The organism is Mesorhizobium sp. YR577, from assembly GCF_900116595.1.
Lineage (GTDB): Bacteria > Pseudomonadota > Alphaproteobacteria > Rhizobiales > Rhizobiaceae > Mesorhizobium_M.
The window spans coordinates 46703-59475 of sequence record NZ_FPBI01000009.1; the positions used below are offsets into that span (position 1 = coordinate 46703).

Below are 12773 nucleotides of genomic sequence, written 5' to 3' on the forward strand. Positions count from 1 at the left end.
GTTGCCGGGATGAAAATAAAAGTTGCTCCCATTTCCGTTACCAGATGCTGCTCTAGGTAACGAAGTGGTGATCAATTGTATCTGCCTCCGCGGCACGGCAGATGGTATTCGGCTAAAAGTGGAACAGAACGTTCGTTCCGGGGGAGTTCATTGAAAGCGTATTTCGTTCGCATAGCTGCGGACCAACAGGTTGTGGGCCTCTTCGTTGCACCGTCGCTTTCGATGCTGGCGGCGCTTGTCGATGAGTGCGTCGATCCGAACGAGTGCGAATACGCCCCGGCGCGGATGGGCGGCATCATGGTTGCGGGCAAGGCACACGCGACCTGGCCATTGACGGACGCCGCCGACGAGGAAGCCGGCCAGTACGAAAATCCGACGGGTATCGAGGGCAGTGTTCTTTCCCAGCAATGGGAAGATGACTTGCGTTACGTGCCGGCTGCCCTGGAATGGAAGCCGCTCGCACAGGAAGCCGGCGCGCTGACGAAAGCCAAGCTGGTTTCGAAAAGCCACGGCAAATAATCCCAAAGCACGTCGCCGGTACGCGCCGGCAGTTTCCTGACGGCCCTTTGCTTCGGCTTCGCGCTGAAATCCCTGATTTTTGCGGGACTGGATTGTCCGGGAGCCGACATGCCGGCGGCGGCTCTCAAACGTCGCCCCTTGCCATTCATTGCACCCCGGACAGCTTGAAAAATAGTGCGATCGCAGATCGCACTATTGTGTAGCGGTGAGATCGCAATATAGTGCGGTTCGGCCGGTGTTGGAGGGCTGGCGGCAAACGCCGCCGGAAAACAATGAATTAGGCAAAAGTCGTCCGCCAGGGTTTGAGCGGCGGCGAAGCGCGGTCGTAATCGGGCGATTAAACTGGGAGGAGCATGACATGAACTGGAAGACGACGGCGACGGCAGTAGGCCTCGCATTGTTGGCGATGACGGGTCTCGCCCGCGCCGAGGGTGAACTGAACATCTACAACTGGGGCAACTACACCAGCCCGGAGATGATCAAGAAGTTCGAGGACGCCTACAAGGTCAAGGTTACCGTCACTGACTATGATTCCAACGACACTGCGCTGGCGAAGGTCCGCCAGGGCGGCCACGGCTTCGACATGGTTGTCCCTTCCGCCTCGGTGGTGAAAGTGTGGATCGACGAGGGTCTGGTTCTCGAAAGCCGTCCCGACCAGATGGAGAATTTCAAAAATGTCGATCCCCGCTGGGTCGATGTGCCGTTCGATCCGGGCCGTCATTACTCGGTGCCGTGGCAGTGGGGCACCACCGGCGTGACGGTCAATACTTCCGTGTACTCCGGCGATGTGAACACCTCGGCGATCTTCATGGATCCGCCGGCCGAACTCGTCGGCAAGGTCAATGTCGTGCCGGAAATGTCGGATGTCATGTATCTGGCCATTGCCTATGTCGGCGGCGAGCCCTGCACCGGCGACAAAGAAGTGTTGAAGAAGGTGCGCGACATGCTGGTTGCGGCCAAGCCGAAATGGCTGTCGATGGATTTCGGCAACATCGAGAAATACATCAAGGGCGATATTTCGGCCGGTGTAAACTGGAACGGCGCGTCCTTCCGCTCGCGGCTGAAGAACGACAAGATCGTCTATGGCTATCCGAAGGAAGGCTATCCGATCTGGATGGACAATCTTATGATCATCAAGGACGCCAAGAACACCGAAAATGCCAGGCTGTTCATGAACTTCGTCATGGACCCGGAAAATGCCGCGATGCTTTCCAGCTTCGCCCGCTACGCCAATGGCATCAAGGGTTCGGAAGCTTTCCTGCCGGAAGACATGAAGGATGCGCCCGAGGTCAATATCCCGGCCGAATTTGCTGCGAACGGCAATTTCAACCTCGCCTGCGCGCCGGATGTGCAGGCGCTCTACACCCGGATCTGGACCGATCTCCTGAAGTGATCTCGACGCGCCGCCCGGTTCGCCGGGCGGCGGCTTCCCTGAACAAGAGGTGTTGCATGGCGCTCGATCCGGAAATCAAGGCGATGCTCGACCGGCTCGCGGCCGGGCAAGCTTCGTCGCAGCAGGAGGTCACGCTGCAAAGCGCGCGCCGCGACTATCGCGCGCAATACCGCGAAATGAGCCGCGCGCCCGAAGGTGACGTGTCCGAAGCCACGGTTCGGCTGCCGGGCGGCCATGCCGATGCCTCCCTTCGTATCTACACGCCTGCCGATCTTTCCGGGTCGGCGCCGGTGATCCTCTACCTGCATGGCGGCGGCTTCGTGCTCGGCGATGCCGACACCTATGCGCTGCAATCGGCCCGCATTGCGCTCGAATGCGGGGCGGTGGTCGCCTTTCTGGAATATCGCCTGGCGCCGGAGCACCCGTTCCCCGCGGCTCTTGAAGACACGCTGCTCGCGGTGAACTGGATTGCCGGCAACGCCGCATCGATCGCCGGCGATGCTAGCCGTTTCATGCTGATGGGCGACAGCGCCGGCGCAAACCTGTCGATCGCGGCCATGCTGCAGGATCGGGCGCCATTCAAGGGTGCATGCCTTCTCTACCCGCTGGTCGATGCGCGGCCCTATCTCGGCCTCGCGTCGAAATCAGCGTCGGACGAAGCTTTCGCCACCGGCCATTATCTGGAATTCGCCGAGACCGAGTATTTCGCCAGGGCCTATCTGCCGGATCGCGCCCTGGCGTCCGATCCCCGGGTTTCTCCCGTGCTGGCCGCGGATTTGAGCGGGCTGCCGCCGATCCTGTTCTACGGCGCCGAGAACGACATCCTGCGCGATCAGGGCAGCGCGTTTGCCGAACAGTTGAAGGCTGCGGGCAACAATGTGAAATACCGCTGCTTCGACGGCCTCATCCACAATTTCATGCAGCATTCCGGCATTTCGAAGCGCTCCGATGCGGCCTTTCTGGAAGTTTGCGGTGCCGTGAAACAGATGCTTGCGGCATAACGTATCGAAATGACCGCTTTGCCTTTTCGTGTCGAAAGCCTGCACATCTATCCGCTGAAGTCCGGTGCCGGCCTGACGGTCGAAACCGCACGGCTTGAGCCGGAAGGGCTCGTCGGCGACCGGCGCATGATGGTCGTGGACGAAGAGGGAAACTGCATCACCGCCCGCAAGACTTCGAAGCTGATGCAGGTGCGCACGCATCTCGATGGCGACGAGGTGGTGCTGACTGCGCCCGACATGCCGGTGCTTGGCTTTGCGCGTGGCTCTCTGCGCCGGACCGACACGGTGACAATCTGGGGTGACAGCGTGATCGCGCTGGACGCCGGGGACGACGTTTCGCAATGGCTGCAGGATTTTCTCGGCAGGCCGTGCCGCCTTGTGGTGAAGGGCGGCCAGACCCATCGCCCGCTCGGATTGGGCGGTGGCGGCACCGTCAGCTTTGCCGATACTGCGCCGCTGCTTCTGACCAATGCGGCATCGCTTGCCGACATGAACCGCTTCCTCGAAACCGAGGCTGAAATGCAGCGGTTCCGGCCTAATCTGGTCGTCACCGGGCCGGACGCCTATGCGGAAGACGGCTGGGCGTCGGTGCGCATCGGCGCGATCGAGTTCGAGGTGGCGGGCGCGTGCGACCGCTGCGTCATGATCACGCTCGATCCGCACACGGGCGAGGGCCGACCGGATCACGAGCCTCTTGCCCTGCTGGGCAAGCAGCGGCGCGGCGAGGACGGCAAGGCCTATTTCGGCCAGTTCCTGATCCCGCGCACCATGGGACGATTGACTGTCGGCGACCCTGTCGAAGTGCTTGCACGCAAAGTCCCGATCACCATCCTGCCGGGCTCTGCCGTGCCCGTCACGCGGCTGCCTTCGACTGCCGGCGCCACAGGTGCCTCGAATGCCCGCGGGCGCGAAAGGCTGCTTCGTTGCGTGGCCGTCATCGACGAAACGCACGACTTCCGCACCTTCCGCTTCCAGCTGGAGCCGGGCGAGGCCATCGACTACAAGCCCGGCCAGTTCATCACGCTGCTGCTCGATATCGACGGGCAGACTGTGCGGCGCAACTATACGATTTCTTCGTCGCCGTCGCGGCCGCACCATATTTCAGTGACGGTCAAGCGGGTCGAAGGCGGTCACATCTCGAACTGGCTGCACGACACGCTGAAGCCGGGCGACACCCTTCGCTCACTCGGTCCTAATGGCCGCTTCCATCTTGCGGCCGCCGGTTCCGTCGAGCGCCTGCTGCTGTTGTCGGCCGGCAGCGGCATCACGCCGATGATGTCGATGCTGCGCTTCATTGCTGATGCCAACCTGCCGCTCGATATCCATTTCCACCACAGTGCGCGCAATGCGGAGGATGTCTCTTTTCTCCATGAACTGGCACTGCTGCGCCGGCAGATGGGTGGACGGCTGCGGCTATCCTGGAATCTCACCGGCGCCAACGCCGCGGAGGAGATGCTTGCGTCCACCCGCTTCGGAGAAGATAGCCGGCCCAATGTCTTGACCGGACGGCTCGATGAGGCTGTGCTGCGCGCGGCCTGTCCTGATCTTGCCGACCGCCTCGTCTTCTGCTGCGGACCCGATGGGTTTCGCAGCAAGGCCCGGCAGATCTATGAGGTCTGGCAGCCCACGCCGAAACACCCGTTTCTGGAGGAAACCTTCGGCCCGGATCGCTCGGCTGCACCGGAAACCGAGATAGGCGCCTACAAGGTGTCCTTCCTGAAGAGCGGCAAGTCGGTAGAAGGCGAGGGGGGCGTCACCGTGCTGGAACTCGCCCGCAAGGCTGGCGTTGAACTGCCTGCCGATTGCGAGGCCGGCATCTGTGGCACCTGCCGCTGCAAGGTCGTTTCGGGCGAATGGCGCATTGCTCCAAACGCCGCCGATCCCGAACGCGCGGCGTTGTCGGAGGATGAAAAGCAGTCAGGCTACATCCTGGCCTGCTCGACCAACCCGGTCGGCGCCGTCGAACTGGAGATCTGACGAGACGGGGTTTCCTGCTGCCGTCAGGCGCGCGCTTCGGGGAATTTGACGTGTTTCAGAAGATGCGTTGCGCCGTCATTTATGTCGCGTGTTATGGCTGCGCGTGCCCGCGCGCCATCATGTTCCTCGATCGCAGCCACTGCTTCCTCGTGGTAGTCGATGTCGAGAATGGACGCGAGATTGTTCTCGAACCCGGTTGTCAGGTTCCGCAGAAACGGGCCCACCTGCATCCATACGGTTTCGATCAGGAAGATCATCTGTTCGTTGCCACAATGGCGGTAGATGGAGAACTTGAAATTGTAGTTCTTGCGCAGATAGTCGTCGATGTCGCCCTTGCGGGCCGCCTCGGTCAGCTCGGTGCAATGGCGGCGGACCGTGCGCAGGTTGTTTCCGTTGATGCGCTGGGCGGCGAGTTCGGTTGCCGAACCTTCCAGGATCATGCGCACGGCAGTCAGTTCCGAGAACCGGGCAGCGGAAATCATCGGCACTTCCATGCTGCCGTTGGGCATCGGGCTCAGCGCCCGCAGCGCCTGCAGGCGCATGAAGGCACTGCGCACCGGCATGTCGCTGGTGCCGAGTTCCTTGGCGACCTTGCGCGACGTCAGCTTCTGGCCGGGTGCGAACTGGCCCGACATCAGCGCCCGCACAAGCTCGAGATAGACCTTCTCGTGCAGGGGAACGGTGTCGACTGCAGTCAGTCCGAATTGGGTTTTATCGGCCATTGGCGGTGTGCTGCTTCATGCGTCCTGAAACTACGCAGATGGCTTTATCTGCCGCTATGAAAATAAAGGTGCTGAACAATACCTGACTGCGGAAGTCAGCGATTTTTCAAGTAGATAATAGACGCTTGATCCGCAAAGCCGCAAGCGGCGATGTCACGTTATCTACGGTTGTTCGCAGGCAGCGCGGCATGAAATTCCGCCTATATTTTCCTGTCGGTAGGATCATGGTTCTCGAACTATCGGCTGCGAGCGTCGTGATTTCCCATTTGCGGTAACATCTGGCAACAATATTTTATCCAACTTTCGAGGCCCTTGACGCGTTGTCCCATTTCTTATGCTAATGGGCTGCCTGATCACTCGTGATCACCAAGTGAGGAATTCGATCCATGCGTAAAATGATCATTGCACTAGCCGCTGTAGTTGCACTGAGCGGCTGTACCTCAACCGAACGGGATGTTGGTATAGGTGCGGGTGCCGGCGCCATCATCGGTGGTATTGCTGGCGGCGGCAGAGGCGCGCTGATCGGTGCCGGCGCGGGTGCACTCGGCGGCCTGCTGGTGCGCAACCTGCGCAACGGCTACTGCCAGTATCGCGACCGTCACGGCCGCATCTACACCGCGCGCTGCCGGTGATAGGTTAGCCAGCACCGAAGATTGCGAGGTTTTCGCGGTCTAGTTGAGACAAACTGATGCCAGCTCTGTATTTCGGGCTGGCATCAGCCGTTTGCAGGCGGTTTTCCTTGAAATCTTTCAATCACCGCCGATCACCACATCCGACGCAGAAGCGCCCGGCACTTGTTGAGTCCGACCCCGACTGACATTCCGATAAACGTGTCCCCGACCTCGCCGGTCTGGGTCATGATGCCGATATCGACGCCTACAATCGCAATCCCCTTAAGTGCCTCAAGGGCATCTTCGGCCAATTCTGGTTGCGGATTTTGCGCGAACTCCGGATCCTTTGCGTATCGGCAGCATACATCCCGGATGAGCCGGATTTTTCCTTCGACTCTGTCGAAATCGAAATCGTCGATCACGCCGAGGAGACCGGAGAGTTCATCCGCTACATGAATGGTGGCACCTTCGTTGACACCAGACTGGCGTAGAACCTCTCCCTCAACGTCACGAAAGCGCTGGACAAAGCGTTCGAATTCTTCACCTTCGCGCGGCATCCCTTGAGTTGCGCGACGCCCGACCTCGACACACTCGCGCAGGTCCGCTTCAAAATCAGGGTCTTCAACCAGATCGGAGAAAGCCCGGCAGGCTTCTTGCATCACCGCGACTGCATCTTCACGCGGCATCACGTCACCCCGCGTCAATGCCCTTCTTTCTTCAATGCGGCTGATAACTCTGCCCCAATACTGCGGGTCTTTGAGTATTCCCATGGCCCCCTCCGCACATCTTGCAGAAAGTTACGGGCATATAATCAAGTCTGCATAGTTCTCAAAATGGTGGAGGTGTGATCATCAAGCTGAAATCGCTCGAAAAAAATGGTGCCCAGACGCGGATTCGAACCACGGACACGCGGATTTTCAATCCGCTGCTCTACCAGCTGAGCTATCTGGGCCTATTGGGGAACCCGGTTTGAGCCGGTTCCCCACTTTGCGGGGGCTTGGCAACCCCTGGAAAGCGGGTGGGTTATAGCACGAGATTTCTGGCTGTCCAGCGCCTGAAAGCCGATTGCGACAAGAAAGAACGAAAGCCGCTGGAAAGTCAGCCGGCGTCAGGCCGTGATCCCGAAAAGCGGTGACCGGTTTTCGCAAAAGATCACGGTCAACCCTAGAGTGCCGTGACGTTTCCTTGAATCGTCATCGCACTCTAGGGTATTGATTTTGAGCCATGATCCCGAAAAGTCTGCAGCTTTTCGGGATCATGCCCTAATTCGAGGGGTCGTCGCCTTGCTCTTCCTCGTCGTCGCGAACCGGAATGGCATAGCTGCCGGAAAGCCAGCGGTTGAGGTCGACATTCTTGCACCGCGTCGAGCAGAACGGGTAGGTTTCGCGCGCAGATGGCTTGCCGCATTCGGGGCAGGGCCGCTTCGGGCGCAGCGGCGTGACGTTGCCTGGGGCGTCGGCACTCATGCCCGCGCTCCCGACAGCCAGTTGAAATGCACCTTGAAGCCTTCCGCAGTCAGCAGGCCGACCGTCTCGTAGAGCGGCAGGCCGACGACATTGGTGTAGGAGCCGACGAGCTTGACGACGAAGGTGCCGGCCAGTCCCTGCACGGCATAACCGCCGGCCTTGCCGCGCCATTCGCCCGAAGCGAGATAGCTTTCCAGTTCCTCGCGGCCCAGCCGCTTGAAGCGCACGCGTGTTTCCACCAGCCGCTGGCGCAGCTTGCCGTCCGGCGTGATCAGGCAGACGCCGGAATATACGCGGTGCGAGCGGCCGGAAAGAAGCTTCAGGCAGTTCGAAGCTTCATCGATCAATTCGGCCTTGGGCAGGATCCGCCGCCCGACGGCAACGACGGTATCGGCGGCCAGGATGAAGGCACCGGCAAAGTCAGGTTCGGTCTTCAGCGATTCGAGGGCCTTCTCGGCCTTGGCCTTGGACAGGCGCTTGGCCAGCGAGCGCGGATGCTCGGCGCGCAGCGGCGTCTCGTCGACATCGGCCGGCAGCAGCCGGTCGGGCTCGAGGCCCGCCTGCTGCAGAAGCTCGATCCGGCGCGGCGAAGCCGAGGCAAGCACAAGCTTCTGGAAAGCGCTCATCTAATTCCCGTCGGTTGGAAAACGCGACTCGCGAACCGTCTTACTTGAAACGGTAGGTGATGCGGCCCTTGGTCAGGTCGTATGGCGTCATTTCGACGAGGACCTTGTCGCCCGTCAGCACGCGGATGCGGTTCTTGCGCATGCGGCCGGCCGTGTGGGCAATGATTTCGTGTTCGTTTTCGAGCTTGACGCGAAACATCGCGTTCGGCAGCAGTTCTGTTACCGTGCCCGGAAACTCGAGGACTTCTTCCTTCGGCATTCTTTACCTTTGGTCTGGATTGTATTTCGGCACGCCGGCCGGAATTTCGGCGGAACCTATATGATTATATGCTCTTTGTGAACACGCTTAATCGACGTAGGCCCAGTGGCCTTCACGGAAGGAAACGCTGGGCGATTCTGGCTTTCAGCCGCTCGCGCACATCGCGGTAGGCAGCCATGATCTGCTCGCGCGTGCCGGTCGCCGTGGTCGGGTCGGCTGTCGGCCAGTATTCGACATCGACGGCCATGGAGCGCGTGAGTTCCAGTGCTGCGTGATGTGCCTCCGGTGCTAGCGTCACGATCAGGTCGAAATAATCGTCCTCCAGCTCGTCCAGCGAACGCGGCTGGCGATCGTTCAGCGACAGCCCGTCTTCGGCAAGTACGGCATCGACGAAAGGGTCGCGCTCGCCCGTGCGCACGCCTGCCGAGGCGACGAAGGTCGTAGCCGGCAGCACCTTTCGGGCCAGAAGCTCAGCCATGGGAGAGCGCACGGCATTCATGCCGCACATGAACAGGATGGATCGGGGAGGGGGCGCTGCTTCAGCCAGGACTAACCCCGCCAGTGCAATACGCAGACGAGCGTGAAGACGCGGCGCGCCGTGTCGAAATCGATGTCGATCTTGCCGGCAAGCCGGTCCATCAGCGTCTGCGAGCCTTCGTTGTGAAGTCCCCTGCGGCCCATGTCGATCGCCTCGATCTGGCTCGGCGTGGAAGTGCGGATGGCCTCGTAATAGCTCTCGCAGACCATGAAATAATCTTTGACGATGCGGCGGAACGGCGTCAGCGAGAGGATATGGGTCATCACCGGGCTGTCGTCTTCGTGCGTGATGGCAAAGACCAGCCGGGAATCGATCATCGAGAGTTTCAGCTTGTAGGGTCCGTTGCCCTCGTCATTGGCCGGCTGAAAGCTGTTTTCCTCGATGAGGTCGAAAATCGCCACGGCCCGCTCGTGCTCGATGTCGGGCGTCGAACGGCCGATCGATTCGTCAAGCGCGACGTCGATCAGTCTGGAGCGTTGGCGGGTGACGTCGTCCATCCCTCACTCTTGCAGGTTCAATCTGATGGCGACGGAGCGGCCATGCGCGTCGAGCCCTTCGGCCGTGGCGAGTGCTATCGCCGCCGGCGCCAGCGCGCGCAACTGGTCGGGCCCGAGTTTCAGGAGCGACGTGCGCTTCATGAAATCCAGCACCGAAAGCCCGGAGGAGAAGCGTGCGGATCGTGCCGTCGGCAGCACATGGTTCGAGCCGCCGACATAGTCGCCGATGACTTCGGGCGTATGGCGCCCGATGAAGATCGCGCCGGCATTGCGGATTTTGGGCAGCAGCGCTTCAGGGTCGGCGACGGCGAGTTCGAGATGCTCGGCAGCGATACGGTTGGCGAGCGGGATCGCCTGGTCGATATCCTTCACCAGGATCACCGCACCGAAATCGCGCCAGCTTGCCGCTGCGGTTTCCGCCCGCGATAGCGACTTGAGCTGGCGTTCGACGGCTGCCTCGACCGCCTTGCCGAACCCTGCGTCGTCGGTGATCAGGATCGACTGTGCCGATTCGTCGTGCTCGGCCTGCGCCAGAAGATCGGCGGCGATCCAGTCAGGATCATTGTCCGCGTCGGCGACGACCAGCACTTCCGACGGGCCGGCGATCATGTCGATGCCGACCGTGCCGAACACCTGCCGCTTGGCCGCAGCAACATAGGCATTGCCCGGCCCGACGATCTTGGCTACCGGCGCGATCGTTTCGGTGCCATAGGCAAGGGCAGCCACGGCCTGCGCGCCGCCGATGCGATAGATTTCGCTGACGCCGGCAATATCGGCCGCCACCAGAACCAGCGGATTGATGGTTCCGCCCGTGGCCGGCACGACCATGACGATGCGCTCGACACCGGCAACGACAGCCGGAACCGCATTCATCAGCACGGAGCTGGGATAGCTTGCCGTGCCGCCCGGCACATAGAGGCCGACCGCCTCGACGGCGGTCCAGCGGGAGCCGAGTTCGACGCCGATCGGGTCGACGTAGCGGTCGTCCTGCGGACGCTGGCGCTGATGGTGCGAGCGGATGCGGTCACGGGCGAATTTCAGTGCTTCCACGGTCGCTGGGTTGGCATCGCGATAGGCTTGCGCGATATCTTCCTTCGACACGGCGATGCCGAGCTTGTCCAGATCGGCACGGTCGAACTTCAGCGTCAATTCCTTGAGCACAGCGTCGCCGCGTGCGCGCACATCGGCAATGATGGCCCGCACCACTGCATCCACATCCGGCGAAGCTTCACGCTTGGTCGTCAGAAACGCCGCAAAGCGCGTCTCGAAATCGGCATCGGATGTGTTGAGCGTAATTGCCATTTTTTATGAGAACTCGTCATGCTTTGTGTATGGGGCGGGAACTTGCTTCCCATGCAGCGCCCAGATCGGCCAGGCGCGCTTCGATGCACTCGACCTGCAGCGCGATTGCGCCGCCGCCGGCGAAAATCAGTTCGATGGCGCCGGCCGGTGCGTCTCTTTCGTGAAATTGTATCGCCAGGAGAGAGAGCACGTCCTCGGGCTTTTCGCGGTCGATGCCGGTTGCCCTGACGCCGAGCACGCGGTTGAAATCCAGCACGCTCTTGCGGCGCTCATAATGCGGACGGAAGAAGCCGGTCCTGGTTTCCCAGGCGAAACGGTTGACGCTCATGATGAAGCGTTTGGCCGACGCGGAAAAATCCAGGTCGCCGACCTTCATGACGGCGTCCTGGACATGCGCCGAGACGATCTTCAAATCCTGTTCGTCGAGTGCGACGAGTTTAAGCTGGTCCATATCCGCGCCGGCGCCTGTGCGAAGGTTTCTGGCCTTGTGTTATGCGGTCTTGGCAAAGCACGCAACCGAAACGCCAGCCGGCGCGGAGCAGTTCCTACGAAGACAGGCGCTCGATGGTCGCACCACAGCCGGAAAGCTTCTCTTCAAGCCGCTCGAAACCGCGATCGAGGTGATAGACGCGGTTGACCACGGTTTCACCTTCGGCAGCCAGCCCGGCGATGACCAGCGACACCGAAGCGCGCAGGTCCGTCGCCATCACCGGCGCGCCCTTGAGCTTCGAAACGCCCTCCACGATGGCGGTCTGGCCGGCCAGTGTGATGTGCGCGCCGAGGCGGGCAAGCTCCTGCACATGCATGAAGCGATTCTCGAAGATCGTCTCGGTGATGCGGGATTTGCCCTTGGCCATGGTCATCAGGCCCATGAACTGCGCCTGGAGATCGGTCGGGAAGCCGGGGAAAGGCTCGGTCGTTACGTCGACTGGCGAGATGCCTGCGCCGTTGCGGCGAACGCGAATGCCGGAATTGACCGGAATGATCTCAGTACCGGTCTGCGCGAGCACGTCGAGCGCGCCTTGCAGCAGGTCGGCGCGCGCACCTTCTAGCAGCACGTCGCCGCCGGCCATTGCAACCGCCATGGCATAGGTGCCGGTTTCGATGCGGTCAGGGATGACACGGTGACGCGCACCGGACAGCGCATCGACGCCTTCGATGGTGATGGTCGAGGTGCCGGCGCCGTCGATCTTGGCGCCCATGGCGATGAGGCATTCGGCAAGGTTGACGACTTCCGGCTCGCGGGCGGCGTTTTCCAGCACGGTTTCACCGCGCGCCAGCGTTGCCGCCATCATCAGCACATGCGTTGCGCCGACGGAAACCTTCGGGAAGACGTAGCGGTTGCCCCGCAGCCGGTTCTTGGCCTTGGAGAGGATGTAGCCGCTGTCGACATCGATATCGGCGCCCAGCGCCTGCAGGCCGTCGATGAACAGGTCGACCGGACGCGTGCCGATGGCGCAGCCGCCCGGCAGCGAAACCTTGGCTTCGCCCATGCGGGCCAGCAGCGGCCCGATCACCCAGAAGCTGGCGCGCATCTTGGAAACCAGCTCGTAGGGAGCGGTGGTGTCGACAATGTTGCGGGCGGTGAAATTGATAGTGCGCGAATAGCCTTCATTCTGGCTTTCGCGGCGGCCATTGACCGAATAGTCGACGCCGTGATTGCCGAGAATGCGGATGAGCTGCTCGACATCGGCCAGATGCGGCACATTTTCCAGCGTCAGCGTGTCGTCAGTCAAAAGCGACGCAATCATCAGCGGCAGGGCGGCGTTCTTGGCGCCGGAAATCGGGATGCGGCCTTCCAGATGATTGCCGCCGACTATTCTTATGCGATCCATGAGAATCATTTCTCCGGGATGTTTCCC

15 protein-coding genes and 1 tRNA gene are annotated in these 12773 nt (G+C 61.2%); 5 read left to right on the forward strand and 11 right to left on the reverse strand.

What is annotated here, in order from left to right:
• Positions 1–150 precede the first annotated feature (150 nt).
• From BM413_RS14450 to BM413_RS14465, 4 genes are all read left to right on the forward strand, one after another.
• Complete coding sequence (locus BM413_RS14450; protein ID WP_091914181.1) at positions 151–519, forward strand: hypothetical protein; 369 nt, start codon at positions 151–153, stop codon at positions 517–519.
• Positions 520–877: 358 nt separating this feature from the next.
• Positions 878–1912 carry an extracellular solute-binding protein gene (locus BM413_RS14455; protein WP_091914184.1) on the forward strand — a complete coding sequence of 345 codons (1035 nt, stop codon included), beginning with the start codon at positions 878–880 and terminating at the stop codon, positions 1910–1912.
• 56 nt (positions 1913–1968) lie between these two features.
• Entirely contained in the window at positions 1969–2913 is a 945-nt protein-coding gene (locus BM413_RS14460; protein ID WP_091914186.1) for an alpha/beta hydrolase, read from the forward strand.
• A 9-nt stretch (positions 2914–2922) separates the two neighbouring features.
• On the forward strand, positions 2923–4890 hold the full coding sequence (locus BM413_RS14465; RefSeq protein WP_091914188.1) for an MOSC N-terminal beta barrel domain-containing protein: 1968 nt from the start codon (positions 2923–2925) through the stop codon (positions 4888–4890).
• A 23-nt stretch (positions 4891–4913) separates the two neighbouring features.
• Here the strand turns inward: BM413_RS14465 and BM413_RS14470 are convergent, their stop codons facing one another.
• Positions 4914–5612, reverse strand: a complete 699-nt coding sequence (locus BM413_RS14470; RefSeq protein ID WP_091914190.1) for a GntR family transcriptional regulator — start codon at positions 5610–5612, stop codon at positions 4914–4916.
• A gap of 386 nt (positions 5613–5998) precedes the next feature.
• Between BM413_RS14470 and BM413_RS14475 the strand changes: the two genes are divergently transcribed.
• The gene (locus BM413_RS14475; RefSeq protein ID WP_091914192.1) at positions 5999–6244 is read left to right on the forward strand and encodes a YMGG-like glycine zipper-containing protein; all 246 of its coding nucleotides are present in this window, start codon (positions 5999–6001) and stop codon (positions 6242–6244) included.
• 131 nt (positions 6245–6375) lie between these two features.
• Here the strand turns inward: BM413_RS14475 and BM413_RS14480 are convergent, their stop codons facing one another.
• The 10 genes from BM413_RS14480 to murA form a co-directional block, all read right to left on the reverse strand.
• Complete coding sequence (locus BM413_RS14480) at positions 6376–6993, reverse strand: hypothetical protein (protein WP_091914194.1); 618 nt, start codon at positions 6991–6993, stop codon at positions 6376–6378.
• A 106-nt stretch (positions 6994–7099) separates the two neighbouring features.
• A tRNA-Phe gene (locus BM413_RS14485) sits at positions 7100–7175 on the reverse strand.
• Positions 7176–7485: 310 nt separating this feature from the next.
• Positions 7486–7689 (reverse strand): DNA gyrase inhibitor YacG, encoded by a 204-nt coding sequence (yacG, locus tag BM413_RS14490; RefSeq protein WP_091914196.1) that lies wholly within the window; start codon positions 7687–7689, stop codon positions 7486–7488.
• A complete protein-coding gene (locus BM413_RS14495) occupies positions 7686–8315 on the reverse strand; it encodes a Maf-like protein (protein WP_091914198.1) in 630 nt (209 codons plus the stop codon). Before BM413_RS14495 ends, yacG begins: the two co-directional genes overlap by 4 nt.
• A gap of 40 nt (positions 8316–8355) precedes the next feature.
• Positions 8356–8574 (reverse strand): translation initiation factor IF-1, encoded by a 219-nt coding sequence (gene infA, locus BM413_RS14500; protein ID WP_019172992.1) that lies wholly within the window; start codon positions 8572–8574, stop codon positions 8356–8358.
• Positions 8575–8686: 112 nt separating this feature from the next.
• Complete coding sequence (locus tag BM413_RS14505) at positions 8687–9082, reverse strand: arsenate-mycothiol transferase ArsC (protein ID WP_175544331.1); 396 nt, start codon at positions 9080–9082, stop codon at positions 8687–8689.
• A gap of 41 nt (positions 9083–9123) precedes the next feature.
• Positions 9124–9609 (reverse strand): UPF0262 family protein, encoded by a 486-nt coding sequence (locus BM413_RS14510; RefSeq protein ID WP_091914202.1) that lies wholly within the window; start codon positions 9607–9609, stop codon positions 9124–9126.
• A gap of 3 nt (positions 9610–9612) precedes the next feature.
• The gene (gene hisD, locus BM413_RS14515) at positions 9613–10911 is read right to left on the reverse strand and encodes a histidinol dehydrogenase (protein WP_091914204.1); all 1299 of its coding nucleotides are present in this window, start codon (positions 10909–10911) and stop codon (positions 9613–9615) included.
• Between the two features lie 16 nt (positions 10912–10927).
• Positions 10928–11362 carry a DUF2948 family protein gene (locus BM413_RS14520; RefSeq protein WP_091914206.1) on the reverse strand — a complete coding sequence of 145 codons (435 nt, stop codon included), beginning with the start codon at positions 11360–11362 and terminating at the stop codon, positions 10928–10930.
• A gap of 94 nt (positions 11363–11456) precedes the next feature.
• Positions 11457–12746, reverse strand: coding sequence for a UDP-N-acetylglucosamine 1-carboxyvinyltransferase (murA, locus tag BM413_RS14525; RefSeq protein ID WP_091914569.1), 1290 nt, complete (start codon positions 12744–12746; stop codon positions 11457–11459).
• Positions 12747–12773: the final 27 nt, after the last annotated feature.